A 26,794-nucleotide genomic window follows, 5' to 3' on the forward strand; every position below is an offset into this window, starting at 1 on the left:
GAACGGACCTCCGTTAGAGGGTGCGGCCGAGCGCCCAGAGCTGCCAGCCTACGGCCTGCCAGGCGTCGACGGGGAGGACGTTGCGCCCGTCGATAAGCCGCTTTTCCGCAACGAGCTCACCGGCGTGAGCTGGGTCGAGCTCCTTGAAGTCCTGCCATTCGGTGGCGAGGATGACCAGCTCAGCGCCGGTGAGGGCATCATCAAGCGACGCGGCGTAATCGAGCGTCGGGAAGACCTTGCGCGCGTTGTCCATGGCCTGCGGGTCGTAGACGCGCACGGCGGCACCGGAGAGATTGAGCTGGCCGGCGACGGCAAGGGCCGGCGAGTCGCGGACATCGTCGGAGTTCGGCTTGAACGCCGCGCCGAGGACCGTGATCCGCTTGCCGATCAGTGAGCCGAGAATCTCCCGCGACAGATCGATCACGCGCTCGCGGCGGCGCATATTGATCGCGTCGACCTCGCGCAGGAACGTCAGTGCCTGATCGGCGCCGACCTCCCCGGCGCGAGCCATGAAGGCGCGAATGTCCTTCGGCAGGCAGCCGCCGCCGAAGCCCAGGCCGGCACCGAGGAACTTACGGCCAATGCGGTCGTCGTGACCAATGGCGTCGGCAAGCTGCGTGACATCCGCGCCGACATTCTCGCAGACCTCTGACACGGCGTTGATGAAGCTGATCTTCGTGGCCAGGAACGCGTTCGCTGAGACTTTCACCAGCTCAGCGGTCTGCAGATCCGTGACGATGAACGGGGTGTCGTTGTTCAGCGGCTCCGCGTACACCTCGCGGGCGACAGCTTCTGCCGTCGATGTTCCTTCGTTTTGGGTGTTCACACCCAAAACGATGCGGTCCGGGGTGATCGTGTCCTGCACGGCGTAGCCCTCACGGAGGAACTCCGGGTTCCACGCGATCTCCACGCTGGCGCCCTTGCCCGCCTGCTCGGCGAGCCTGTCCGCACGCTCCTGCAGTGCCGCCGCCGTGCCGACGGGAACGGTCGACTTGCCCAGGATCACGTGGTCACCCTCAAGGTGCGGCACGAGACTATCGACGGCAGCCTCCACATAGGTCGTATCCGCCGCATAGGACCCGCGCTGCTGCGGAGTGCCCACTCCGATGAAGTGGACGTTGGCGAACTGAGCGGCTTCTTCGTAGTCCGTGGTAAAGCTCAGACGCCCATTGGAAATGTTGCGCTCCAGCACCTCCGGAAGCCCCGGCTCGAAGAACGGCACCCTGCCATTCTTCAGAGCGTCGATCTTCGCCTGGTCAACATCAATCCCCAGCACCTCGTGCCCCAGCTCCGCCATGCAGGCGGCGTGAGTTGCTCCGAGGTAACCAGTGCCAATAACAGTCATGCGCATGGGGGCCATTATGCCCACTCAGCACGCATGTAAAAGGCTTTCACGGTTAAGCCTTGTCTAATAAGTAATGAACAAAGCGACCCAGAGGCTTAGTTGACGCTTTCGTCCTCGTTCTCGTACGAGCGCGGCTCCTGACGCTGTGCCGGCTCAATGCCGTCGTTCCAGGATGCGTTCTCGTTGTAGCCCTCCGCCTTATCGACGGTACGGACAGCCGGGTTCGTACCGTCCTCGTTCACCGTGTCCGGGTGGGTGAAGTCCTTCTCTTCGCCGTTGTCGCGGGTCTCGCTGTTGTTGTCGCGGCGGCGCTCCTGGCACTGCTGGCACGCGCAGTCGCCGTGGTCCGGAACACCACCCTCATTGCGGTGCGCGCCCTCATTGCGGTGCGCGCCCTGCTCACCGGCGTGGCCATGGCAGTGGCACTCACCGGGAGGGCAGTCGCAGGTCTTGTGGTGGCCGCAAGTGCAGCCTTCACCGTGGTTACCGCAGGTGCAGCCCTGGCCATCCGCGTGAACGTCCTTCACGCCCAGGTCAACCGGCTCGGACTTGACCACGCGGCCGTCGTCAAGCGTGCGCTCGTCGCGCAGGTGCGTGTCCACGCTGCCGTCGCGCCGCACACCGTGCTCCTCAGTGGAGGTGTCACGTGCAGAGTCGTGCAGGTCCTCGTTGCGGCGATCAGTGTCGGCGTAGCTACGGTCCGGTGCGTTATCTGTGTTGTCAATGTCACCGGTGCGGTTCTCGGAATCGAATGGGCTGGTCATGATGTCACTCCTAAATGTTGGTTCATCCGGTTTCCCCTAGCGAAAATGTTTTTCGTTGGTGAAAACCTCTTGAAAACCACGGTAGTGACAGATTGACCTCCGCGCTGTGACGGAGGCCCGCTGTGACCAAATTGTGAGGTTATGCGAACCCCTAGGCGCCAAACATCAAACAAGCGGCCCCAGAAGAGACCGCTTGTTTGAAATCCTATACGGGTGATTCCCGCGCTGTACTGTGGATTATAACGGTTGATCGGGCGGCACTGCAGGGGGGGGGAGGTTGAAGAAACGCATAGCGGATGACGTAATAAGCCGGATCCCGGCACCCAGGTTCGCAACCTATTTGGCAGAGACCGACTCTGGGCAAGGACCAAACCCCTACACAGCCTTGGATCTCTACTTATGGAACATCGAAGCGGCGGCTGCAGTTACCAGCACGACATCGATTGTGGAAGTAGCCCTACGCGACTGCATCGACCAGCAGCTGAGGATATGGAACCAGGAAAAAATCGGCACCAAGGATTGGATTACAAAGCCAGCGGTTCCGTTATCGCACATCGTCAGGAGCACTCCACCACGCTCATGGCGCCCTACTACCAAGCGGCCCCTGTATAAATACTGGTGGGAAACCAAAGCACGTGAAAGGCGCACTAAAGATAACCCCAACCACGATGACCTAGTCGCGGCTCTATCATTCGGCACCTGGTTGCAGCTCATCCCGAAACCGCCCTCCTTAAACGGCCAGCGTTCGGGCCCTCGCGTCGACCTTTGGGAGGACGCTCTCAGCCAAGGCTTCAAAGCGTCGGCTTACCAGGCCTACACATGGGCTGAAACCTTGAGGCAAGCACGAAACCGGGCCTCGCACCTTGAACCGCTCCTCAATCTGCAGCAGCTGCGTCACTGGCACCGAGTTTCAAGCCGGCTTCTCAATAGCCTTTGGCCCGAGGCACACGTGCTAGTTAGCGGCCCAGCCCGTATACCTCGGGTAATCCAGCGCTATCCCTTGGTTACCGGAAGTTGAGGTACGCCTTCGACGGCGTCGGCCCCCGCTGGCCTTGGTACTTCGACCCGAGCTTCGACGAACCGTAAGGGGTTTCGGCTGCGGACGACATCTTGAACAGCGCGAGCTGCCCCACCTTCATGCCCGGCCACAATGTGATCGGCAGGTTGGCCACATTCGACAGTTCCAAGGTGATGTGGCCGGAAAAACCCGGATCAATGAAGCCTGCGGTGGAGTGGGTAAGCAGGCCCAGCCGGCCCAGGGAGCTCTTGCCTTCGAGGCGGCCGGCGAGGTCGTCGGGAAGCGAGAAGGTCTCCAGCGTCGCCGCGAGCACGAACTCGCCCGGGTGCAGCACGAACGGCTCGCCCTCTTCCACCTCGACCATGGTGGTCAGATCCGGCATCTCCTGTTTCGGGTCGATGTGCGTGTACCTCGAGTTGTTGAACACGCGGAACAGGTTGTCCATGCGCACGTCGATACTGCTGGGCTGGATGTTCGCCTCATCGAAGGGGTCGATACCCAGGCGGCCGTCGCTGATGGCTGTCGTGATGTCGCGATCTGAAAGAAGCACGGCTTCATTCTAGATGCGGGCGTTTTTCGTGGGGCACGGTGGCGGTGCTACGATTGAGCCTGCTTCACATCAGGCACCATTTAACCTGGTAGAAAGCATGCCGGCGTAGTTTAGTGGTAGAACATCAGCTTCCCAAGCTGAGAGTGCGAGTTCGATTCTCGTCGCCGGCTCCACTCTCGGCCCAGGCACACGCCTGGGCCTTTCGTCGTTTTGGCGCCCGCCGCCGCACCGCGGCCGGAATACTACTGGCAAACATTAGCGCTTTTGCATGTTTCTGACCAGCACGAATCTACGAGCAGTATTCCAGAAAAAGCCGAGCAGTATTCCGGCACCACCGAGCCGGGGTCCACCCTCCCTCCACGTGCGGTATTTAAACTAGGGGCGTGCTCTTCAACGACCCCAGCTTCGACGCCCAGCACGCGACACCTGTCCTCTACGTGCACGGCATCAACAGCCGCACCATTGCTTTTCGACGAAACGCCCGCCTCATCTCCTCCCACGGCCACTGGGTCTGGGGGTACGACTACGGCAGGATGCTCATCCCCGGTCTCGCCGGGACTGGGCGGATCGAGGACATGGTCGACGAGCTGGGCGAGAACGTCGACCACGTACTGAGTGAAACCGGAGCATCGAAGGTGAATGTAGTGGCCCACTCCCAGGGCGGGCTGCTGACCAAACTGTTCATCGCTGCCGGCGGGGCCGAACGAGTCGAGCGCGTCGTGGCCATGGGCGCCAACTTCCACGGCACCGACCTGCGCGGATACGCCGCGCGCATCAACCCCATCACGGGCCGCAACCCGAAGTTCTGGGAACGCATGGCCAGCCCCAGCGCAGTACAGCAACTCGCGGGCTCGGAATGGTCGCACGAACTCGCCACTGTGCCCGATACCAATCCGCGCGTGATGTATACCTCGCTGTACTCCCGGCGCGACCACGTGGTCACGCCTGTGGAGACCTCCATCCTCACGCCTATCGACGGCGCCGACGTGGTCAACCTGGAAATCCCCGGCGCCCCGCTGCACCCGCTGATGCCGCGCGACCACGAAACGGCCGAGCTGACCTTGTGGGGCTTAGAGCGCGCGCCGGGCGAGACTTCACCCCGTTAAGCCTGCGGTTAGCCCGTTTACCGGGCTAACCGCAGCGCACGATCGGCTGCGGGTCGTAGACGGTCGTCGTGGTCTCGTTGGAGATTTCCTTGCCGGACAGGTCGCGGACGATGCGGGTGTCGGACGTCGTGAAGCCTGGTGCTCCGCCCGAGGGGATGCAGCCCTCGCCGGACAGCGACTGCGTCGACGGGTCGGTGTGCGCCCAGCGGCCGCCGTTGATGGATTCGACCTCGCGAGACTTCACACCCATCATCTTCACCGTGATCTCGCCGCCGCCGAAGTGCGTGACAATCTTCACCGGGTGCGGGGTGTCATTCTTGAACACCAGGTCAATTGCGCCCTCGTACACAGTGGCTTCGCGGCCGGCCGGGTAGCGGGAAATGTAGTAAGAGTGCGGCGTGTGGGCCACATCCGTCATGCCGGCGAAGTAGCTCGCGTTGTACAACGTGGTGGCGAACTGGGAAATACCGCCGCCGACAGCCCGCCCGGCGCGGCCATCGATGATGATGCCGGACTCGACATAACCCTGCGCCCTGCCGCGCGGGCCGGTGAAACCGTTCAAGGAGAACTCTTCACCCGGGCTGACCACCGCGCCATTGACTTGCTCGGCGACGATCTTAATATTGTGGCCCGACGCCGACTCGTAACCGCCGGTGGTGAATGAGCCGACCTCCTCGTTGAAGGTCGCCTTCTCCGCGTCCTCCGTCTTGAAGGTGGCCGGGACAGCGTGGTACTTGGCCTCCCACTCGCGCGGTTGATCACCGATCACGCGCTTGTCAAAGTCCTTCATGGTCTCGTCCCACTTGATCTCGTTGCCGTCCTTGGACGGAGTGACCTCGCCGGAGGCGCTGATCGTGGCGTTTTCCATCTTGGTCACAGTGTCCTTGAGCTGCTCGCCGAAGATCTCCTGTGCTTTGGCGCCGTGGACCTCAGGGATGATCTTCTTCGCCTCGGGGTCGTTGCGGAACGTGACCACTTCACCCATCCGGTCTTTCTCGATCACCGCGTTGGTGTCCTGCTCCCCCTTCAGCGTCAGCGGGCCTTTCAGGGCTTTGTCGGCGGGGCCGTCGACGATCTGCTTGATCACATCGTCGTTAATCGCAGGCTGCGTCACCTGCGGCTCGACCTCGACACCGTCCGGGTTGAGCCACGTTAGCGACATCGCACGTTCGAGCTCTTCCCGGTTGACGTCCTGGCCATCCTTCGGGTCGGTCACCTTGACTTCGCCGCCCTCGAGGGCCACCGCACCGTCCTCCGGTTTCACGGTCAGATCGCCAGCCACGCGCTCAGCGGAACCGACCAGCTTGTCGTGGTCGATCGTGGAGACAATGTCCACCTCTTTATTGCGGAAAAACCCAGCCAGGCGGGAGACCGGGTTGAGGGACTCCACGCCGGCGTCATCCACCGTGCGCTGCCAGTCACCGCTCAGCCCCGCCTGTTCGGGGACGAACTCGGTGCTCTGCTCACCGGCGACAGCTTTAACAGGCTGGGAACTGACGCCGCCAAGCTCGTCTTCGAGTTTGCTGACGGCCGCAGCCGGCTCCATGCCGCCGATCTCCACACCGCCGACAGTCGTGCCGCGCGGGACATGCCCCCGGTTGAACGCCACGTCTGCCAGGTACAGACCCAACAGCAGCACGAGCATGCCGACGAGGAATCCGGCCACAATCCGGCCGGTCCGCGAACCGCTACGTTGCCCGTTTCCAGCTGCGTTTATAGAACTCACCCACATAAGGTTAGTGGACTGCCGAGCAACTCACAGGTTGGCATCAATAAATTGCTGCTGGACACGCGCAGCAGCAGCGTTGATCCGCTCCTCCGGAATCTCGCCGCGCTCGACCGCACCGACCGTCGCATCGATCGCCGGACCCAGATCGCTTCCCGACGACCACAGCGCCTGATCCGCCCCAGCCGCAATCGCGCGGCGCACCGCCTCCGGTGTGGGCATGAGATCCGTGATGGCGCGCATGCCGGAAAGATCATCGGTCACCGCGACACCCGCAAAAGGCTTCCCACCTGGATAGTTGCCCTCCCGGAGCATGCGGTACGCAGCCGGGTTCAACGACGACGGCGTGTTCGGTTCACCAACCCCCGGGACCACCATGTGCCCCACCATGACAGACCCCGTAGGAAACTGCGGCAACACCGTCCCGTACGGGACCAGGTCTGAGGCGTTCAGCTCCTCGATCGGCGGCGTGACCGCCAAAGTGAGGTGGGTGTCGCCTGAGGCACGGCCGTGGCCGGGGAAATGCTTGAAGGTCGGGGTGACTCCGGCGTCGACAAGCCCCTGCGAAAAAAGGGTCGCGACTTCTGACACACGCTCCGGTGTCTGACCGAACGCGCGGTCGCCGACGATGTCCAGGTCCGTGACGTCCAAGTCCAGCAGCGGCGCGTAATCGACATTGATGCCGTGCTTGCGCAGCGTGACCCCGATGTCGTAACCGGTGCCGCGGATGACTTCCGGCGGTTGATTGGCCAAGTCGCGCGGCGCGGGGAAGGAACCGAGCACGTCCGAGTGGCGCTGCACCCGGCCGCCCTCAAAGTCGATGGCCACCGTGAAAGGGCGGTCGAACTCCTCGCGCAGCGCATTGATGTTGCGGCCCGGCTCCGTGAGCAGCTTCGGGTCGGCCCAGCTGGGAATGATCAGACCGCCAGCTCCCTGCTCTAGCGCGGCGCGGGCCTGGTCATAATCCGCCGCACCGACCACCATCAGCGAGGCCACCCGCATGCGCAGGTCCTCCGGCACGCGCTTCTCAGCCTCGGTTTTCTCCGGAACAGGTGTCACGGTGACCACGTTCGTTTCCGTTGCGGTGACCTGGACTTGCTCGGACTGAGCCTCCTCGTTGCTGGGCTGACCTCCCGGAACGCATGCGGCGCACGTCAACGCGACAGCTGCGATGGCCGCTGCTGGTCGTACGTGCACAGGTCGCTCCTTGGGTTGGTCCGGACGGGGCCGGTTGATTGCCGAGACAATCTTAGCCCCTGACCCTTGGAGACAAAACTGCGGAAAACTTTACATGCGAACCCGCTTATTGGTCCGTCCATGCAGGTCAAAAAGTGGGGCCTTTCCATCAAACGGCGGCGGACGTCAACTTTTCCGCAGCGGGCCTGCACAGACACCTGCCGGACCCCAGAGAAGACCCCAGCCGCACTTGCACAACGGCTCTGGCCTCGCACACCTGCCGTGGTAGGGTCTATGACCATGACGAACCGATTCGCTTCCTGGCCCCGCCGCTCCATCGGCCCGGTTTTGGCCAGCACTGTCACTGGCGTTGTGCTGGGGATTGTGGGCGTGATCGGCATCGCTAGCTTCTCCGGCCAGAACCAGGTCCCGGCGGGCAATGCCGTTCCCGCTGACCAGGCAGTCCTCGGCGGGCCGGAGTACGGGTCCCGACAGTAGAGGGCGCCATGCGCACGCTGCGCATTCCCCGCCGCGGTACCAGCGGCACTGCCGGCCCCCACGCTAGCCGCACCAGCCCACATCCCCTCGCCGAAATCAGCCCTGACGCCCGCACGCACATCATTGGCTGGATCGTCCTGGCTCTCATTTCTTTCCTCCAACCCCCAGGCCGCACCGCCGCCGACACGAAGTTCGACTTGTCGGCGGACCCGGCCGGTTTCCTCTCCCAGGCCACACAGGCCTACACCGACACGTTCACACTGGGCCAGATCCAGAACCAGGCCTACGGTTACCTCTTCCCCCACGGCTTATTCTTCCTGCTCACGGAACCCTTGCCGGATTGGGTGGCGCAGCGGTTGTGGTGGACGGTTGTCATGGGGGTCGCGTTTTCGGGGATGTACCGGTTGAGCGAGTCGTCGATAAGCGCGGCGCTGTACGCACTGAGCCCACGGATTCTGACCACCTTGACCGCGATCTCGTCGGAGGCGTGGCCCGTTGCGCTGGTGCCGTGGACGCTGGTGCCGCTGATGCAGCGCAAGCCGAACGTCGCGGCGGCGGTCATCCCCGTCGCGCTGATGGGCGCGGTGAACGCGACCGCGACGATGATGGCGTGTTTGCCCGCGTTCGTGCTGCTCATCTGGCTGCGCGCGTGGCCTGCGCTGGCGAAATGGCTCGTCGGTGTCGCGGCGGTCAGTGCGTGGTGGATCGGGCCGCTGCTGGTGCTCGGCCGTTATTCGCCGCCGTTCACGGACTTCATCGAGTCCTCCTTCGTGACCACGCGCTGGCTCAACCTCGCCGAATTGCTGCGCGGCACAACGTCGTGGTCACCGTTCGTGGACACCGAGCGCGTCGCGGGGCATCTGCTGGTCACCGAGCCGGTGTTTGTGCTGGCCACGCTCGCGATCGCCGCGCTGGGCATTGCCGGTCTCGCGCTCGAAGGCCGCGGCTACCCCATCGTGTTGCTGTGCCTCGGTGTTGCACTCATGGGCACGCATGCCAGCATCTGGCTTTCGCTTCTCGACGCCCCCCTCGCCCCCTTCCGCAACCTGCACAAACTCGATCCACTGGTCAGGCTGCCCATCTGCCTCGGCGTGGGGTACGCGGTAGCGCGGATGAAACCACGCGGGCCGGGGGTTGTGGCCGTCGTGCTCGTTGCCGTGATTGCGGTTGCGCCGGCGTGGACGCTGCGGCTGCTGCCGGAAGGCACGTGGACGGAGGTCTCCGAGGACTGGCAGGCCGCCGCTGCATTCCTCAATGAGGAGGCAGCCGGAACCCGCACTCTCGTCGTGCCGGCGACATCCTTCGCGCGGCAGACCTGGGGCTGGACGCGTGATGAGCCGATCCAGGCCCTCACCGATGTCCCCTTCGCCGTCCGCGATGCCATCCCGCTTGTGGACCCCGAGGCCATCCGCGGCCTCGACGGCCAGGTCGCCGCGCTCGACCCCGAGGCGCTGCGTTCGATCGGTGTTGGAGCCGTCGTGGTGCGCGGGGATCTCGCTGCCGACCCCGAGCTGCCTGAGCTCGCTGAAGGCTTCGGAAAGCCCAAGGTCTTCGGTGACCTCTCGGTCTACCTGTTCGACCGCGAGCGCGGCATGATGATCGGCGCTGACCCCGCGACGGTCGCCGGCGGGGGCGAGGTCCTGCCGCTGCTCGACCGCGAATTCGGCTACTCCCCGCGCACCCTCACCGCCTCGCCTGCCGATGCCGACATCATCACCGACACCCCCGCCCTGGTGAAACGCAACTACGGCACGCTCAAGGGTCCAACAACGGCGCACCTGCCTTACGGCTCCATCGAGGACGACATCTGGGAGGGCGGCGACGTGCACAACCGTCTCCCCGACTACCCCTCTGAGGGTCGTCTTGTGGGGGTGAGTGAGGAGGGGATTGGTCGGGCGTCGTCAAGCGCCGCGGACGTCGACGCATTCGGCGGCGCGAAACCATCCAAGTCCTTGAACAGCGCGTTCGACGGCATTGAGGACACCGCGTGGCACCCCGCGCCGGGCGACCGCGACCCGTGGATCGAGGCCGTCGCCGACGGTGAGCCCGGCGCGTTCACGATCACCGCGACCGACGACACGACCGTGCACTGGTCCGGCACGCTTGACAGCGGCACCGTCGAGCTGCGCGCCGACGAGCCTGAAACGGTCGATATCAAGGGCGACTCGGTCACCATCGAGCTCACCGAACCCGTCGGTATCAGCGAACTCGAGTTCGGCGTGCGCCGCATCGTCACTGTCGACGGCATCGCCGACACCTACTTCTTCCAGCGACTTTTCCCCGCAACCGAGCTTCTGCACCGCTCCTTCGAGACAGAGGCAGGCACATTCGAGCTGTCCACCCGCGCGCTTATCGACGGCACACCCCGCCCCCCAGGCCCCGTCACCCTCAGCGCTGGCCGCCACACCATTGTGACCAAATCCGAGACCGTGGCCTTGACGCGCGCGGGTGCTGAATCCGGCGCTGCTGCTTCGCCGTGGGAGCCCTTCGACGGCACCGTCACTGCTTCCGGTCCTGCTTCCGATCGGGATCGGATCATCATGACCGCCCGCGCCTACAACTCCGGGCTGCGCGGTTTCATCGGCGACGTCCCCCTCGAGCCGACGCGCATCGATTCCGGCATGCAAGCTTTCACCGTCCCCGCCGGCCTGGCCGGCGAGTTCAGCATGTCCTTCGCCGGGTCTCGATTCTTCTATTTCAGCCTTGTTTTCGGCGGCGCGCTCAGCCTGCTCGCCGTGGCCGCCTGCCTGTGCATCGACTCGCGCCGGCCGCGCTCGGCCGCGGCACCTTTCGCGGCTAATGTTGCCGCCGCCCCCGCCGCGTGGGCCTCCCAGGTAGTGACCGCGCTGGCCACGCTCGCCGCGACCACCCTTGTCGGTGGCTGGCACGGGGCCGGCGCGTGGCTGGTCACGCTGCTCATCCGCCGCTTCACCTTGATTCCCGGGTGGGCGCTCGCAGCCGGCGCGGTCGGCTTCATAGGGCTGTGGCTCGCCCGCGCTCCGTGGCCTGCGGCTAACTACGCCGGTGACTCGGTGCTGGTGACGATCGCCGGGTGCGTCGCCATCGCCGGCCTTGCCGGCGAGTGGTGGCGGCGGCGGTAGTCTGCAAAACCCCAGGGACTCCGCAATGCGGAGTGGCCGCAGACCCCGCAAACGAGCACCCACCCAATCCCCAGAATACTGCTCGGCCTTTTCCGGAATACTGCTCACATAAACGCGCTGGTCAAAAGCATGCGTTCAGGCGCATATGGGTGAGCAGTATTCTTCGGGGCTCTGGGGTTGCTACTGCCGGCGGCCGCGCCCAGTCCGCCTGCCCCGCCTGCCCTGACCCGCCGCAGTTGTCGGCGGGCGGCCGAGGATGAGGCGCATGGCGGGGGCTTCGACAAGCACGTAGCTGATGTACGCCACGGCCACAGACACGACAACGGTGAATGCCAGCACTGTGGCGAAGTCCAGGAGACTGCCGCTGAACAAGTCCACCCCAAGCACTGGAAACGCCATCTCCAGCACGGCGACGTGCCAGAGGAAGATCCCGTAAGACCACTTCCCCAGCGCGCCCATCACGGGCCCGGCTAAGAACGGCGGCTTGGAGTGCCGGCCGGCCCCGGTCGACGGCGCCAGCGCGAACGGCACGACGAACAGGGCGGCGAAGACCGTCCCCAGAATGATGCGCACGTTGAACTCGGCCGGCGTCGGGTGCTGCAGACCGGGCGGGCCTACATGCCCGGCGACCCACGCGACCACGAGGGCCACAACCGGAAAGATCCAGCGGAAGCCGGTGAATCGGGTCAGGGGCGGTGCCGCGGATAAGCGCTCGAACTCCGCGCACAGCAGCCCGACCGCAAACCATGGTGCGTAGGAGGGGGGCCAGATTTGGAGGTTGACGGGGGCGTCGATAAGCGTGATCAACCACGGCCAACTCAAACCGAACACGACGACCGCGAGCAGCAGGATCCCGCGGGCGCGGGGCCCCAGCACGAGGTAGAGCGGCAAGACCAGGTAAAACGCCACTTCAACGCAGAGGCTCCACAGCTGAGTGAGTCCCGGAACAAGCCCCTCGGGCACGTAGATCTGCAGCATGAACACCTGCGCCACCGCCTGCAACGGCGACAACCCGGTCAGGGAGGGCAGCGCCGCCATGACGATGCAGACGCACGCAAGGTAACCGGGCGCGATGCGGGCGAAGCGCCGTCGATAATAGCCTCGCCGCCGAGGACCACGCGCGAGCAGGAACGCGGACAGCGCGAAGAACACAGCGACGAAATAATCGAAACGCTCCAGCAACCGTGACCCCAACCCGGTCTGAAACGAAACGTGCGTGACCACAATCCCGAGGGCGGCGACCGCGCGCAGGCCCTCGAGCTCCGGCAGCTTGCTAGTGTTCGTAATACCGAAATTGTAGAGGAGTCCCATGAAACGTCTGTGGTGGTGCTTGGCGGTGTTCGTCATCGCGCTCGCGCTGGGCAACTTCGTGGCGCCGCCGGTGATCGGCGCGATGAAGCTGATCGACAACGGGACCTACATGCTGAGCTGGGACGATGGTTCGACAGAGACGTTCGAGGTGTCCGGCCCGCGCAAGTCCGCGCGCATCACCGGCGACGGCATCGACGCGGAAATCTCGCGCGACTCCGGCGAAACCAACCGCGGTCAGGTCATTTTCTTCCCGTGGGAACCCGACCGCCGCAGCTACGACATTTACGACGGCACGCGCGTCGACTACGTCGGCCCCGGCACCGTCGACGGCATGCGCACGCTGCGCTTCAGCGGCGATGGGCGCACGTACGAAATTGAGCGTCGCACGGGCACGCTTATCGACGCCACCAACGGCCCCGCCCGCCTCTCCCCCGATACCCGCAATGAGAAGGTGGCCGAAGCGCAATCCAAGGTGAGGGTGCTGTGGTGGCTGCAGCTGCTAGCCGTGGTCGCCCGGCTCGTGGCGCTGGCGGCGGCTGTGACCGGGGCGGTGTTCCTTGTCCGGCGGAGATAACGGTGCACGCTTCCCCGTCGCGCGGGTACTGCTCGTCGCCTGGGGTGTGTTCCTCGTCGGGTCGCTGACCTGGCCTTTCCTGCTCGTTTTCGGCGGGGGTTCCTTGGCCCTGCGCGACATGATGGTGCTGCCGCGGCCCTACCTGACCCACGCGTCGCTGGGGTTTGGAGACCTGCCGGGGCGCAACGCGCCGCAGGATGCTGTCCTTGCGGTGCTGGGGGCGGTCGTGCCGGCGACATGGTTCGTGGCGCTGTTCATGGTGGCTGCGGCTGGTGCGGCGGCGTGGGTTGGCGCGCGTTCGGGCCGCGGCTTGTGGTCCTCGGCCGCTGCTATGACGATCGCTGTGTGGAACCCCTTCGTCGTGGAGCGTCTTCTGCAGGGCCAATGGTCGCTCGCTGCGGCGGCCTGGCTGCTGCCAGCCGTGGCGTTGTGTCGAGGGCCGGGGCAGATTCTGGCGATGTGGGGTGCCTCACTTACCCCGACCGGCGGATTGTTCGCGCTGCTCGCGGGGGTCGCTGTGAACCGGCGATGGCATGTAGCTGTCGCCGGTGTGGTGGGCTGCCTGCCATGGGTGGTGCCGAGCGTGCTGAGCCTCGGATCCGGGACAACCACCGCGACCGCTGCCTCCGCAACCGCCTTCGCACCCCGTGCAGAGACCTACGCCGGCACCCTCGGTTCCCTCATGGGGCTCGGTGGCATCTGGAACGGTGACGCGGCCCCCGCTTCCCGGCAGGTCGGGTTTGCGCTGGTAGGAGTTCTGTTGTTCGCGCTGCTCTGCGTGGCCGCGCGACGGGTGCCGCGCCCGCTTCTCATCCTGGCCGGCATTGGATTCGCTGTCCCTCTGGTGTCGTGGCTGCTCCCCGGCGCAATGGGGTGGCTCGTGTCTACGATTCCGGGCGGCGGACTTCTTCGCGATGCCCAAAAGTTCACTGCCCTCGCCCTCCCCGCTTTCGTCGTGGCGGCGGCCTCGCTGCGTGTGGTCGACCTGCGCCTTCCCGCCGTCGCTCTTGTGCTCGCCCTGCTCCAGGTCCCTGACGCCCCGCGGGCGGTGGCGCTCCTCGCGCCAGTAGAGGTCGCCGTTCCCGAGATTGATCACCGTGGCCGGGACGTCTTCTTTGTCGACCGGCCAACACTCCTGACGAGGTCCGACGGCATCCCGGTCATCGACCCCGCCACGAAGGCTATGAACGTGGTCGAATCGGGATCCCTCGTCGTCGACGGCACCGAAACCGACACCCCCTCCCCCCGCTGGCGCGCCGCAAACGAGATCTTCGCAGGTGCAGAGGCCGGCGAGTACGACCCCGCCACGGCCCGCTACTACTCCGACCCCGAAGTCGGCCTGGTCGTTCGCCCCGACGCGAACGGGTTCACTGTCGAAGACGCCGGTCTTCCGGCCCGCAAACGCAATGGGCTTGGTCTCGGCTTGCTGGCGCTCTGGTTCGCAGTACCGCTCCTCGACCTCGCCGCCCGCGGCACTTCTCGCCGGGATGCTTTTGCTCGGCGCAGGCGACTGCCCGAGGCAGATTCACGCCACTCAACCCCCGGAATAGATTTTTAGTATCGCCTTCTGACGTCTCGGGTGAAATCCCACCTGGGAAAACGCCGCAGGCGAAGCCTAGAAGGCGATACTAAAAATGTATCGGCCGGCTCAAACCCTCTCAAGCCCCAGTCCACCCCAGCCGATCACATCCGACAGCAGCCGCTCGCCGCTCTACCGCCCCCGGGCACCGCCCCCAACGAACCCCTCCAGCAGCGCAGCGAACTTCCGGCCGGTCTCCTGCCAGGAGAACTGCGCTGCGAAGGTACGAGCAGCCGAACCCAGCGCTTCCCGCCGATCCGAATCGGCCAGCAGGCCACGCACCACCGTGTGAAACTCCTGCTCAGTGGACACGAGCACACCGGTCTCGCCGTCCACAATGGAATCGCACAGGCCACCGGCGGAGCGGTACCCGACGGTGGGCACGCCGTGCTGGGCGGCCTCGGTCACGGCGAGCCCCCACCCTTCCTTGCGCGACGGCATCAGGTGCAGCGATGCCCGGGCGAGGACGGCGTGCTTGTAGGTGTCGTTGACGTGGCCGTGGAAGACGACGCGGTCGCCAAGTTCGGCGGCGTAAGCTCGCAGCTCGTCTTCCCACCAGCCGGAGCCGATGATGTCGAGGGTCACCCCGTCGATCCACCGCACAGCATCGATGGCCTGCTCGATCCGCTTGTGGGGCACCAGACGCGACAGCACCACTACCCGCAAACCTGAACCACCAAGAACGGGCAGGTCAGCGGGAACGGGGTCGACACCGTTCTCGATGATCGCAATGTCCTCCCGGCGCACCCCCAACGACACGAGATCTGCCCGCGACGCCTCCGACACCGTCACGTACCGCGCACCCCGGTACACCCGCGGCGCCAAACGTGACTCCAGGAACCACCCCAGTCGCCCAATCACAGGCCCGGCCACCGGCCACTGCTCCTCGTGGCAGTGGTGCGTGAGCAGGACGACCGGCCGACGGGTGAATAGCCGCGCGAAGAAGGGGATCCCGTTTTGCGTATCCACAATCACGTCAGGCCGCTGCCGCCAGATCGCGAGCGGGGCCAGCAGGTAAACGGAGTATTTGCCGCCGAGGCGCTGGAAGAGGATGCCGTCGCGAAGCGACCGTCGTGAAGCGTCTGTGTGCGACGCCGTGCGATACACCACCTCGTGCCCCTGTTCAGCCAGGTAGGCGCCGACGCGTTCGAGGTAGCGTTCGCTGCCGCCGCCCTGGGGGTGGGTGGTGTCGCGCCAGCAGAGGAGGAGGATCTTCATTCCCGTCCACCTTACCGTGGCTAGAGTGGCGGGAATGAAGGCACCGCGCACACGCAGACTGGCCACGCTTCGGCGCTCTTTCGGGCTGTTGCGGTCATTTCGCCACGAGCAGTCGCGCCCCGACATCTTTTACGGGGGGCTTGCGCGCGACACCCGCCTGCTTATCGACGCCCTCTCCCACGACCTCACCAACCGCCCCCTCCACGGCCAATCCGTGCTGGATGTCGGCGGCGGCCCCGGTTACTTCGCCACCGAGTTCGAGCAGGCCGGCGCGTGGTATGTCGGCCTTGAGCCGAGCGTGTCCGAGATGTCGGCGGCCGGGCTGTCCGGCTACGGCGCCGTACGTGGCGACGGCACCGCCCTCCCCTTCCACGATGGGGTCTTCGACATCGTGTACTCGTCCAACGTTGTCGAGCACATCCCCGACCCGGACGCGATGTGCGACGAAATGCTGCGCGTGACCAAGCCGGGCGGGCTGACCATCATCAGTTACACGGTGTGGCTGGGCCCCTTCGGCGGCCACGAAACGGGCCTGTGGCAGCACTACGTCGGCGGGGAGTTCGCCCGCCGCCGCTACGAGCGCATGCACGGCCACCCCCCGAAGAACGTCTGGGGCACTTCGCTTTTCGACGTCCCCACCACCTGGGGCCTCACCTGGTCCCATCAGAAAACCCAGGCCGGCGTCGCCGACCTACTACTCGCGTTTCCCCGCTACCACCCGAGCTGGGCCTGGTGGGTGACAAAGGTGCCCGGCCTGCGCGAGTTCGCAGTCTCCAACCTCGTTGTGGTTCTCCGGCCGCGGTAGCCTGGCGCGTCCGGTGCACGGCCCCCGCCGCGCGAGCCCCCGCTGCAAAAGATGACAAACTCGATTTCGATTTACTCACCGAAATCGCCCTGACCTGCACGGATGTTTCTAGGCAGGATTGGTGTTTGTCAACGTGTGCAGGACTCGCCCCCGAGAACGCGGAAAAGTTGACAATCCTGACCCCGCCCAAAAGACGGAAACCGCTGTGACCAGCGGTTTCAGTTCTAGAGCGAAATCGAGTTTGTCAACTTTTCCGCAGTGGCCGATCATTCCGGGCCTAAATCAGGCCCGGGCTCGCGCCGATCCCTAGATCTTGGACTTGGACTTCTCCAGCTCGTCGAAGATCTCCTGCGGGACGCGGTCACCCAGGGTCTTGAGGTATTCCTCGCCCTCGGCGAATTCGGTCTCGAAGTCGGACGGGGTGACGGCGAGGGCCTCGCGGACGTCCTCGATGTCGGTGTCGAGGCCGGTGAGGTCGAGGTCCTCGGCACGGGCAACCAGGCCGGCGGGGGTCTCGTCGGCGTCGACGCGGCCTTCGATACGGTCGACAACCCACTTCAGGACGCGGGAGTTCTCGCCGAAGCCCGGCCAGAGGAAGCGGCCGTCGTCACCGCGGCGGAACCAGTTGACCAGGAAGATCGACGGCATGCGGTCGCCGCCCTCGGCGCCGCGGTCGATCCAGTTCTGCATGTAGTCGCCGACGTTGTAGCCGATGAACGGCAGCATCGCGAACGGGTCGTGGCGCAGGGAGCCGACCTTGGCCTCCAGGGACGCGGCGGTCTGGCCGGAGGCCAGCAGCGCGCCGATCTGCGTGCCGTGGTTCCAGTCGCGGGCCTGGGTGACCAGCGGGACGGTGTCCGGGCGGCGACCACCGAAGAGGATCGCGTCGACCTTCACGCCCTCCCAGTCGTCGAACTCCGGGGCAGCGGCCGGGCACTGGGAGATCGGCACGCAGTAGCGGGAGTTCGGGTGGGCGGCCGGGGTGGTGGACTCCGGGGTCCAGTCGTTACCTTGCCAGTCGATGGCGTGGGCCGGAGCCTCGCCGTCCATGCCCTCCCACCAGACGTCGCCGTCGTCGGTCAGGGCGACGTTGGTGAACAGGGTGTTGCCCGGCTCCATGCTGCGCATGGCGATCGGGTTGGACTCGTAGTTGGTGCCCGGGGCGACACCGAAGAAGCCGTTTTCGGGGTTGACGGCGTAGAGGCCGTCGTCGCGAAGCTTGAGCCATGCGATGTCGTCGCCCACGACCTGCGCGGACCAGCCCTCGATGGTCGGGGTGATCATAGCCAGGTTGGTCTTGCCGCACGCGGACGGGAATGCCGCGGTGATGTGGTAGTTCTTGCCCTCCGGGTCGGTGAGCTTGAGGATGAGCATGTGCTCAGCCATCCAGCCCTCTTCACGTGCCATGACGGACGCGATGCGCAGGGCGTAGCACTTCTTCGCCAGGATGGCGTTGCCGCCGTAGCCGGAACCGTAGGACCAGATCTCCTTGGTCTCCGGGAACTGGGAGATGTACTTGGTGTCGTTGCACGGCCATGCGACGTCTTCCTCGCCCGGCTCGAGCGGGGCGCCGACGGAGTGCAGGCAGTGGACGAAGTCGCCGTCCGGGCCGATCTTGTCCAGGGCTTCCTGGCCCATGCGGGTCATGATGCGCATGGACATGACCACGTACTCGGAGTCGGTCAGCTGCACGCCCAGCTTCGGGTCCGGATCGGAGATCGGGCCCATGCAGAACGGCACGACGTACATGGTGCGGCCCTTCATGGAGCCGCGGAAGTGCTCGGTCATCTCGGCCTTGAGCTCGTCCGGAGCGACCCAGTTGTTGGTCGGGCCGGCGCCATCTTCGGTCGGGGTGGAGATGAAGGTGCGGGATTCCACGCGCGCCACGTCGGACGGGTGGGAGCGGGCGAGGAAGCTGTTCGGGCGCTTCTCTTCGTTGAGCTTGATCAGGGTGCCCTTTTCCACGAGCTCAGCGGCGAGGCGGTCCCACTCTTCCCGGGAGCCGTCCGCGAAAACCACGTTGTCCGGCTGGAACAGGTCTACTGCCTCGTTGATCCACGCAATCAGCTGCTCGTTCTCGGTGGGGGCCTGACCCTCAAGGCCCTTCACTGCGGTAGCCATGTACTCTCCTCACACTCGGCGGTTACTGTTCTCGGTGTTACAAAATGAACTTTTTGTTAACCCCAGCGTATCCGACGATCGTAGGATTGCGCTGGCAGTTGCGAACCTCGCATTTAAGCGCGTTGTTGGCACAGATTACACACCCCCGAAATAAGGTGGCGCCTAAATTTCGGGCTTTCACCAGCCATAGTGGACAATGTCAGCGTGACTGAATCTATTGGTGAACTTCCGCACGGCCGCCCTCCGCAGACTGAATTTGATACGGGGCTGGATTACCCGCGCCTCGGGTCGGTGACGTTCCGCCGAGGCACGCTCACTGAGAATCAGCAAGCGCTTTTCGACGAATGGTGGCCGCGGCTCGGCGTTGTTCTCGAAAACACCGAAGACGAGCAGCACATCAATTACGACGAGTGGTTCGGCCGCGCTGGGCACCCGACGGTGGTGGAGATTGGGTCGGGGACGGGGACGTCGACAAGCGCGATGGCGCCGCTGGAAGCGGACACGAACGTGATCGCCGTCGAATTGTATAAGCCGGGGTTGGCGAAGCTGCTGGGGTCGGTGGTGCGCGGCGGGATTGAGAATATACGCATGGTGCGCGGCGATGGCGTGGAGGTGCTGGCGCGGATGATCGCGCCGGAGTCGCTCGACGGCGTGCGCATTTTCTTCCCGGATCCGTGGCCGAAGGCGCGCCACCACAAGCGGCGCATTATTCAGTCGGGGACGCTCAATCTCATTGCCACACGGCTCAAGCCGGGCGGTGTGCTGCACGTCGCGACCGATCATGCGGACTACGCAGAATGGATTGATGAGCTGGTCAATGTAGAGCCAATGCTCGAATACAAGGGGTGGCCGTGGGAGAATGCACCCATATTGACGAACCGTCAAGTAATTACGAAGTTCGAAGGCAAAGGCCTGGATAAAGAACACGTTATTCGCGAATACCTCTGGGAAAAGAAAAATGAATGACCTTCACAACATGACCCACCCCTACGCGCCCGGCGCAGAGGCGGGTCCGGACAGCCTGCTGCTGGTGTGGGACGCCCCCAACCTGGACATGGGCCTGGGTGCGATTCTGGGCGGGCGGCCCACGTCCTCGCACCGCCCGCGTTTCGACGCAATCGGCCGCTGGCTGGTCCACCAAGCCGAAGATCTTTCTGCCCGCACGGGCCGGCGCATCGAGCCGGAAGCCACCGTGTTCACCAACGTCTCCCCCGGCTCGGCCGACGTGGTCCGCCCGTGGGTCGAGGCGCTGCGCAATGTCGGTTTCGCGGTCTTTGCCAAGCCGAAGGCTGACGACGACTCCGACGTCGACGGCGAAATGATCGAGCACATCGAGCGCCGCCGCGCAGAAGGAGTACTGCAAGGCGTGGTCGTTGCGTCCGCCGACGGCCAGAACTTCCACGAGCTTCTCGACGAGCTTTCCGCCGACGGCCTGCCCGCCACCGTCCTAGGTTTCCACGAACACGCCAGCTGGGCAGTCACCTCCCCTGCCATCACGTTCGTAGACTTAGAGGACATTCCTGGCGTGTTCCGCGAGCCGTTGCCGCGCGTCAACCTTGACCAGCTGCCGGAGGACGGCGCCTGGCTGCAGCCTTTCCGCCCGCTTTCCGCTCTGCTCAACAAAGGTTAGGAGGCTTCTTGTTCTACACGTGGGGCCGCATCGCCTACCGGCACCGGAGGATCATCCCTGTCGTAGTCATCGCCATCATCCTGCTCATGCAGGTGTTGTGGGGCTCGAAGCTGGGCGACCGCCTGTCGCAGGAGGGGTGGGAGGACCCGCACGCGGACTCCACCACCGCGGCTGTGATCGAGGAAGAGACCTTCGGCCGCGATAACGCCGGCGATGTGATCCTGCTGGTCACGGCAGAGCAAGGCGTGGCCTCCCCGGCCGTGTTCGACTCCGCCAAGACGCAGATTGACGCGCTGAAGAACCGCCCGGAAGTCGACCACATGGCCAGCTACTTCGACGCGAAGAACCCGCAGCTGGCTAACGCGACCGGCACGAAGGCCTTCACCGCAATCGGCCTGGCCGGCGACGGTGAGCAAACCTTGAAGGACTACCGCGCGCTCGAGGAGCAGCTCGAAGCGATCGAGGTCCCCGGCGCGACCGTCCAGGTCGCCGGCGCCACCGCTGTAGCCGATGCCCTTGACCAAGGCATGGCCGACGACATCGCCCGGGCCGAGCGCATCGGCCTCATCTTCGTGGCCGTCATCCTGCTGTTCGTTTTCGGCGGTGTCGTGGCGGCCGGCATGCCGCTGGTGGTGGGCATCTTGTCCATCATCGGCTCGATGTCGATCTTGTCTATTCTGGCGCAGTTCCAACAGGTGAATGTCTTCTCCCAGTCCGTCATCACCCTGCTGGGCTTGGGCCTGGCCATCGACTACGGCCTGTTCATGGTCTCGCGCTTCCGCGAGGAGCTCGACCGGCGCGGCAACACGCCTGCCGATATAGAAGATGCCGTCGCGGAGACAACCACCACGGCGGGCAAGACTGTGTTTTTCTCGGCGCTCATGGTGGGCGTGGCTCTATCCGGCTTGCTCATGTTCCCGCAGGCCTTCCTCAAATCGGTCGCGTACGGCGCGATCTGCGCGGTGGTGCTCGCCGCCGTGATTTCGGTGACGGTGTTGCCGGCGCTGTTCGGGATGCTGGGACGCGGCATCGATAAGTGGTCGGTCCGCCGCGCATCCCGCACGGCCCGCAGGCTTGAAGACACCATCTGGTACAAGATCCCCGCCTGGGCAATGCGCCACTCTAAGGCTGTCATCGTTGCCGTCACGGGCGGATTGCTGCTGCTCACCCTCCCGATCGTGGGCATCACCTTCGGCGGCATCAACGAGAGCTACCTCCCGCCCAGCAACGAGGTCCGCCAGGCCCAGGACGAATTCAACGAGGAATTCCCCGCCTTCCGCACCGACCCCGTCAAGCTGGTGGTCACGGGTGCGTCGAACGAGCAGCTTGTCAACGTCGTCATGCAAACCCGCGGTGTCACCGGCCTGGCGTCCCCACTCGCACCGTCCAAGCCGACGCAGGACGGCACGACGGTCCTGTCGGGCACGCTGGCGGACCGCAACGGCGGCCAAGACGTCGTCGATCAGCTGCGTGACATCGAAGCGCCGGAAGGCGTGGACCTCTACGTCTCCGGCACGCCGGCGATGGAGGTCGAGTCCATCGAGGCACTCCTGAACCGCCTGCCGTGGATGGCGCTGTACATGGTCGCGGCCACGTTCCTGCTCATGGCGGTGCTGTTCGGCTCGATGATTCTGCCGATCAAGGCCGTGATCATGAACGTCCTGGGCATTGGCGCGACCCTGGGCTTCCTCACCCTCGTCTTCGTCGACGGCGTCGGCTCGGGCCTGCTCGGATTCACGCCCGGGCCGCTGATGAGCCCGGTGCTCGTCCTCATCATCGCGATTCTGTACGGGTTGTCCACCGACTACGAGGTGTTCCTGGTGTCGCGGATGGTGGAGGCGCGGCACAAGGGGGCGTCGACAAGCGATGCCGTGAAATATGGAACTGCGCACACAGGCTCCATCATTACCGCCGCGGCGCTGATCATGATTGTTGTGGCTGCGGCGTTCGCGCTGAGCGAGATCGTGATGATGAAGTACATCTCCTACGGCATGATCATTTCGCTGGCGCTCGACGCGACGCTGATCCGCTTGCTGCTTGTGCCTGCGGTGATGCACGAGCTGCGCGAGGACAACTGGTGGGCGCCGCGCTGGGTGAAGAAGGTCTACGAGTCCTTCGGCGAGGGTTCAGATCCCACCCCGACCGCGCACACGCACCCGTACACGGGTGACATTCCCGTCAGCGGAACCGTCGCCGCGAACCGTCACGTGCGCTCCGGTGTCACCGTCGACCAGGACGCGGACCTCATCCCCTTCGACGAGCTGATGCGGCGGTTGAATGGATAAGCGGTGGATCGGATGGATTGCGCCAGTCGTCGTGCTGGCGGTCCTTCTGTTCGCCTTCCGCAACGAGCTGGACTTCCTCGGCGACGCGTTCACCGCGCTGCGCCACGCCAACCCCGCCCCCATCTGCGCGGCGGTGGTCACCTCGTTGCTCGCGATCGTGGCCATGGCCGCCGTCATGCGCATTTTGCTTATCGACGATGGCGTCCGCTCCACCCTCCCCAACTGCACCGCCATCACCCTGGCCAGCAACGCCTGGTCCACCTCCATTCCCGGCGGGCCCGCACTGTCCGCATGGCTGACCTACCGGGTGCATAGGTCCTGGGGAGCTTCGACCGGACGGTGCGGATGGTTCTTCGTCATCTCCGGGGCACTGTCCACCGTGTGGATGGTGGTCATCGGCATCGCCGCCGTGATCTTCCTCGGCGCGCGATTGTCGGTGTGGGCGCTTGTCGGCTCGCTCGTGGTGGCGCTAGTGGCCATTGGTCTGGTGTTCTGGGCGGCGTTCAACCCGGGTGTGCTGACCCGGTGGGCGCGGGTCCTTCCGCCGACTGTTGAATTGCGGGTTCTGACCGTGATCAACCAGCTCTCCGCGATCCGCATGACGGTGCCCGAGTTCGTCGCCGCCACGACGTTCTCTCTGCTCAACCAGCTTTTCGACGTAGCCACCCTCTACTTCTCCGTCTGGGCCGTCACCGCCGCCAGCGGTTTGTCCGCCCCCGGTTTCACCACCGGCCCGGATGAGACCACGATCCAAGGCGTCGCCCTGGCGTTCATCATGACCAAGCTCGCCGGCGCCGCCCAGATCACCCCCGGCGGCGTGGGCACGGTCGAACCCGTCGCCACGGCGTCACTGGTCGCTTCCGGCCTGACCCTCGTCCATGCCACCGCAGCGACGCTGGTCTACCGGATCATTTCCTTCGCCTTCATCACGCTTATCGGCTGGGTAATTTACCTGCTGGTCTATGCCGGAAAAGGCTTCATGCTCGGCAGGCCGCAGGCGAACGGGCCCGATTGAGGCGTCGCGGTACTCCCGCTCCCGTCGTGAGCACCCTGTGGTTCCCAAGCCCCTCGTGCTTGCTGCGCACGACGTAAGGAAAGGGTCTACAGTGGCAACTATGAGTGCTACTCCGGGCTTGCTCAATCTAGCGGGGGTAATCACAAATGCCGCCGCAAACATAGCGACGAGAATTGCCGGCGCCCCACGCATGGACGGACGGCGCGTTCAGCCGGTGGGGTGGAATGCGCATCAAGGAAGCGTCGATACGCTCACGAGCAGCTTCGATGCCGTGCCCGGCGGGCAGCGTGTGCGCTTAGCCAAGCGCACGTCGAATCTCTTTCGTTCGCGCGCTGGCGGCGGGACCGGTCTCGACGTCAGCGGCCTCGGGGGTGTCATCGAGGTTGACCCCGTCGCAAAAACTGCCGATGTGCAAGGAATGTGCACCTACGAGGACCTCGTCGACGCAACACTGCCGTTCGGGCTGGCACCGCTTGTCGTGCCGCAGTTGAAGACCATTACCCTCGGGGGCGCGGTGTCTGGAATGGGCGTGGAATCAACTAGTTTCCGCAACGGTCTGCCGCACGAGTCCGTCCTGGAAATGGACGTCATCACCGGGACCGGAGAGCTCCTCACGTGCTCGCGCGAACGCAACGTCGAATTGTTCCGTGCCTTCCCGAATTCCTACGGGTCTCTCGGTTACGCCGTGCGGCTGAAGATCGAACTGGAGGAGGTTGCCCCGTTCATTGAGCTAAAGCATGTTCGCTACAGCGACCTAGACACGTTCCAGGCGGCGCTGGCGCAGCTGGCCACGTCGGGGGAGTGGGGAGGCCGCGACCTGCACGGTCTCGATGCCGTTGCTTTCTCCCCCGAAGAGCAGTACCTGGTACTGGCGTTTCAGGTTGACACCGCTGCCGGCACCTCCGATTACACCCGGCAAGGGATCTACTACCGCTCGATCCAACACCCGGAAGGCACGAAACACGACTACCTGACCATCCGCGATTACATCTGGCGTTGGGACACCGACTGGTTCTGGTGCTCCCGAGCATTCGGTGCCCAACATCCGCAGGTACGCGCGGTGTGGCCGCGGGAGCTACGGCGCAGCTCCTTCTACTGGAAACTGGTGGGCGCGGACAAGAAACACGACCTCGAATACCGGTTCCTGAAGAAGCCGAAAGGTCTGCCCCGCACTGAACGAGTAGTCCAAGACATCGAGGTCACAGATGACCACGTCGCCGAGTTCCTCTCCTGGTTCTTCAGCGCCAGCGATATCGAACCGGTGTGGCTATGCCCGATCCGCCTCCGCGCAGGCGTGGAGGAACTCTCCGGGGTCGGATTCAGCGAATCCGAACCGTGGCCGCTGTACCCGCTCAAACCGGGAACCACATGGGTCAACGTCGGGTTCTGGTCAGGCGTGCCCGCCGACCACGTGTCTGACAAACAGGAACCGGGTGCCTTTAACAAGATCATTGAAGCGAAAGTCACAGAGCTGGGCGGGCACAAATCACTGTATTCGGAGGCGTTCTACAGCCGCTCCCAGTTCAAGAACCTCTATGGCGGTGATCTGCCGGAGCAGATGAAGCAGCGCTACGACCCAGAGCTGAGGTTCCCGGGCCTGTACGAAAAGACAATTGACAACGCATAGGAGGACACCATGATCACTGACAATCTGCACAGCTCTTTCACCCCCATGACCGTCGCAGAGATCGTGGACACCCTCTTCCCCACCGGCAACCCCTTCCGCTGGGAAGCTTTCGACGGATCGGCCACCGGCCCCGAAAACGCCGATCACACTGTGTGCGTGAGCAGCCCCGAGGGGTTGTCCTATATTGCCACCGCCCCGGGCGACTTAGGTCTAGCACGGGCGTGGGTGACCGGTGGACTCACCGTCGAAGGCGAGCACCTCGCGCACCCCTACGGCATTTTCGATGACCTGCGCACCCTGTACGACACTTTCGAGCGCCCCGATGTCGCCACCGGCCTGCGCATCGCACGCTCGCTGCGCTCCATGGGTGCGATTCAGATTCAGCCAATCCCCGAAGCTGAGCAGGCGTCATGGCTCGAGCGCCGCGTGCGCCAAGGGTTATCCCGCCACTCGAAAGAACGCGACGCGGATGTTATCTCCTCCCACTACGACGTCGGCAACGAGTTCTACGAACTCTTCCTCGGCGATTCCATGGCCTACACTTGCGCCTACTATCCGACGCCTGATGCGAGCCTGGATGATGCGCAGGAGAACAAATTCCGCCTCGTGTTTGAAAAACTGCACCTCTCACCGGGCGACCGCCACCTCGACATCGGCTGCGGCTGGGGTAGCATGGTGCGCTATGCTGCCCGCCGCGGCGTGAAATCACTCGGAGTAACCCTGTCCAAAGAACAGGCCGAGTGGGCACAGGCCACGATTGAGGAGGAGGGCCTCGCCGACCTCGCGGAGGTCCGCTACCTCGACTACCGCGACGTCGACGAGACCGATTTCGACGCGATCTCATCGATCGGCCTGCTCGAGCACATCGGCGTGGACAATTACCCCTCCTACTTCGAGTTCCTTTCAGGCAAGCTTCGAGACGGTGGCGTCCTAGTCAACCACTGCATCACCTACCCCGACAACCACAAGACAAAGAGCGGCGAGTTCATGGACCGCTACATCTTCCCCGACGGTGAGCTCACTGGCTCCGGCACCGTGGTCAAGAACATGCAGGATCACGGATTCGAGGTCTTCCACGAAGAGAACATCCGCCTCGACTACATGCGCACCCTCCGCGATTGGTGCGAGAACCTCAAGGCCAACTGGGATCAGGCCGTCGAGCTCGTCGGGGAAAACACCGCCAAACTCTGGGGAATGTACATGGCCGGTTCTGAATGGGGCTTCGAACATGATGTCGTCGAGCTGCACCAAATCGTGGGCATCAAACTAGCCCACGACGGCTCACGCGCCGGCACACCCGAACGCCGCTGGTGGAACGACTCCGTCTTTTAACCCGCCCGCCGCA

General features: G+C 64.6%; 20 protein-coding genes and 1 tRNA gene. 13 read left to right on the forward strand and 8 right to left on the reverse strand.

Features of this window, described 5'->3' with window-relative positions; genetic code table 11:
* Nucleotides 1-13 precede the first annotated feature (13 nt).
* The 3 genes from KBX07_RS07955 to dcd form a co-directional block, all read right to left on the reverse strand.
* Nucleotides 14-1,351, reverse strand: a complete 1,338-nt coding sequence (locus tag KBX07_RS07955; RefSeq protein ID WP_040424122.1) for a UDP-glucose/GDP-mannose dehydrogenase family protein — start codon at nt 1,349-1,351, stop codon at nt 14-16.
* An 89-nt stretch (nt 1,352-1,440) separates the two neighbouring features.
* Complete coding sequence (locus KBX07_RS07960) at nt 1,441-2,109, reverse strand: hypothetical protein (RefSeq protein ID WP_256023690.1); 669 nt, start codon at nt 2,107-2,109, stop codon at nt 1,441-1,443.
* Nucleotides 2,110-3,113: 1,004 nt separating this feature from the next.
* Nucleotides 3,114-3,677, reverse strand: coding sequence for a dCTP deaminase (gene dcd / locus KBX07_RS07965; protein WP_005288157.1), 564 nt, complete (start codon nt 3,675-3,677; stop codon nt 3,114-3,116).
* A 99-nt stretch (nt 3,678-3,776) separates the two neighbouring features.
* On the opposite strand from dcd, the gene KBX07_RS07970 reads away from it, so the two are divergent.
* Nucleotides 3,777-3,850, forward strand: a tRNA-Gly gene (locus KBX07_RS07970).
* A 210-nt stretch (nt 3,851-4,060) separates the two neighbouring features.
* Nucleotides 4,061-4,783 carry an alpha/beta fold hydrolase gene (locus KBX07_RS07975; protein ID WP_256023691.1) on the forward strand — a complete coding sequence of 241 codons (723 nt, stop codon included), beginning with the start codon at nt 4,061-4,063 and terminating at the stop codon, nt 4,781-4,783.
* Between the two features lie 25 nt (nt 4,784-4,808).
* Here the strand turns inward: KBX07_RS07975 and KBX07_RS07980 are convergent, their stop codons facing one another.
* Entirely contained in the window at nt 4,809-6,428 is a 1,620-nt protein-coding gene (locus KBX07_RS07980; RefSeq protein WP_256023747.1) for a VanW family protein, read from the reverse strand.
* Nucleotides 6,429-6,539: 111 nt separating this feature from the next.
* Nucleotides 6,540-7,706 carry a glycoside hydrolase family 3 N-terminal domain-containing protein gene (locus KBX07_RS07985; RefSeq protein ID WP_256019447.1) on the reverse strand — a complete coding sequence of 389 codons (1,167 nt, stop codon included), beginning with the start codon at nt 7,704-7,706 and terminating at the stop codon, nt 6,540-6,542.
* Nucleotides 7,707-7,979: 273 nt separating this feature from the next.
* Between KBX07_RS07985 and KBX07_RS07990 the strand changes: the two genes are divergently transcribed.
* Both KBX07_RS07990 and KBX07_RS07995 read left to right on the forward strand, forming a co-directional pair.
* Entirely contained in the window at nt 7,980-8,183 is a 204-nt protein-coding gene (locus tag KBX07_RS07990; protein WP_005288147.1) for a DUF2613 domain-containing protein, read from the forward strand.
* 8 nt (nt 8,184-8,191) lie between these two features.
* Nucleotides 8,192-11,284 (forward strand): alpha-(1->3)-arabinofuranosyltransferase family protein, encoded by a 3,093-nt coding sequence (locus KBX07_RS07995; protein WP_256023693.1) that lies wholly within the window; start codon nt 8,192-8,194, stop codon nt 11,282-11,284.
* A gap of 180 nt (nt 11,285-11,464) precedes the next feature.
* Here the strand turns inward: KBX07_RS07995 and KBX07_RS08000 are convergent, their stop codons facing one another.
* On the reverse strand, nt 11,465-12,595 hold the full coding sequence (locus KBX07_RS08000; RefSeq protein ID WP_256023694.1) for an acyltransferase: 1,131 nt from the start codon (nt 12,593-12,595) through the stop codon (nt 11,465-11,467).
* On the opposite strand from KBX07_RS08000, the gene KBX07_RS08005 reads away from it, so the two are divergent.
* The gene (locus KBX07_RS08005; protein ID WP_256023695.1) at nt 12,594-13,169 is read left to right on the forward strand and encodes a DUF3068 domain-containing protein; all 576 of its coding nucleotides are present in this window, start codon (nt 12,594-12,596) and stop codon (nt 13,167-13,169) included. The two genes, KBX07_RS08000 and KBX07_RS08005, sit on opposite strands and share 2 nt — an antisense overlap.
* Nucleotides 13,153-14,727 carry a hypothetical protein gene (locus KBX07_RS08010; protein ID WP_256023696.1) on the forward strand — a complete coding sequence of 525 codons (1,575 nt, stop codon included), beginning with the start codon at nt 13,153-13,155 and terminating at the stop codon, nt 14,725-14,727. The genes KBX07_RS08005 and KBX07_RS08010 overlap by 17 nt, the downstream gene beginning before the upstream one ends.
* 153 nt (nt 14,728-14,880) lie before the next feature.
* On the opposite strand, the gene KBX07_RS08015 is transcribed toward KBX07_RS08010, so the two are convergent.
* Nucleotides 14,881-15,966 carry a glycosyltransferase family 4 protein gene (locus tag KBX07_RS08015; RefSeq protein WP_256023698.1) on the reverse strand — a complete coding sequence of 362 codons (1,086 nt, stop codon included), beginning with the start codon at nt 15,964-15,966 and terminating at the stop codon, nt 14,881-14,883.
* Nucleotides 15,967-16,000: 34 nt separating this feature from the next.
* On the opposite strand from KBX07_RS08015, the gene KBX07_RS08020 reads away from it, so the two are divergent.
* Nucleotides 16,001-16,771, forward strand: coding sequence for a class I SAM-dependent methyltransferase (locus KBX07_RS08020; protein WP_256023700.1), 771 nt, complete (start codon nt 16,001-16,003; stop codon nt 16,769-16,771).
* A 306-nt stretch (nt 16,772-17,077) separates the two neighbouring features.
* Here KBX07_RS08020 and KBX07_RS08025 read toward each other — a convergent pair whose 3' ends face one another.
* Complete coding sequence (locus tag KBX07_RS08025; protein WP_256023701.1) at nt 17,078-18,892, reverse strand: phosphoenolpyruvate carboxykinase (GTP); 1,815 nt, start codon at nt 18,890-18,892, stop codon at nt 17,078-17,080.
* A 189-nt stretch (nt 18,893-19,081) separates the two neighbouring features.
* Here KBX07_RS08025 and trmB point away from each other — a divergent pair, with 189 nt between their 5' ends.
* The 6 genes from trmB (at nt 19,082) to KBX07_RS08055 (ending at nt 26,781) form a co-directional block, all read left to right on the forward strand.
* Nucleotides 19,082-19,858, forward strand: coding sequence for a tRNA (guanosine(46)-N7)-methyltransferase TrmB (gene trmB, locus KBX07_RS08030; protein ID WP_256003841.1), 777 nt, complete (start codon nt 19,082-19,084; stop codon nt 19,856-19,858).
* Nucleotides 19,851-20,522, forward strand: coding sequence for an NYN domain-containing protein (locus tag KBX07_RS08035; RefSeq protein ID WP_005288123.1), 672 nt, complete (start codon nt 19,851-19,853; stop codon nt 20,520-20,522). The genes trmB and KBX07_RS08035 overlap by 8 nt, the downstream gene beginning before the upstream one ends.
* An 8-nt stretch (nt 20,523-20,530) precedes the next feature.
* On the forward strand, nt 20,531-22,807 hold the full coding sequence (locus tag KBX07_RS08040; RefSeq protein ID WP_256023703.1) for an MMPL family transporter: 2,277 nt from the start codon (nt 20,531-20,533) through the stop codon (nt 22,805-22,807).
* A complete protein-coding gene (locus KBX07_RS08045) occupies nt 22,800-23,822 on the forward strand; it encodes a YbhN family protein (protein WP_005288117.1) in 1,023 nt (340 codons plus the stop codon). Before KBX07_RS08040 ends, KBX07_RS08045 begins: the two co-directional genes overlap by 8 nt.
* A gap of 100 nt (nt 23,823-23,922) precedes the next feature.
* Nucleotides 23,923-25,449 carry an FAD-binding protein gene (locus tag KBX07_RS08050; protein WP_370687278.1) on the forward strand — a complete coding sequence of 509 codons (1,527 nt, stop codon included), beginning with the start codon at nt 23,923-23,925 and terminating at the stop codon, nt 25,447-25,449.
* A 9-nt stretch (nt 25,450-25,458) separates the two neighbouring features.
* Nucleotides 25,459-26,781 carry a cyclopropane-fatty-acyl-phospholipid synthase family protein gene (locus KBX07_RS08055; RefSeq protein WP_005288113.1) on the forward strand — a complete coding sequence of 441 codons (1,323 nt, stop codon included), beginning with the start codon at nt 25,459-25,461 and terminating at the stop codon, nt 26,779-26,781.
* The last annotated feature ends 13 nt before the right edge of the window (nt 26,782-26,794 follow it).

This window comes from Corynebacterium sp. CCUG 70398, assembly GCF_024454055.1.
GTDB lineage: Bacteria > Actinomycetota > Actinomycetes > Mycobacteriales > Mycobacteriaceae > Corynebacterium > Corynebacterium genitalium.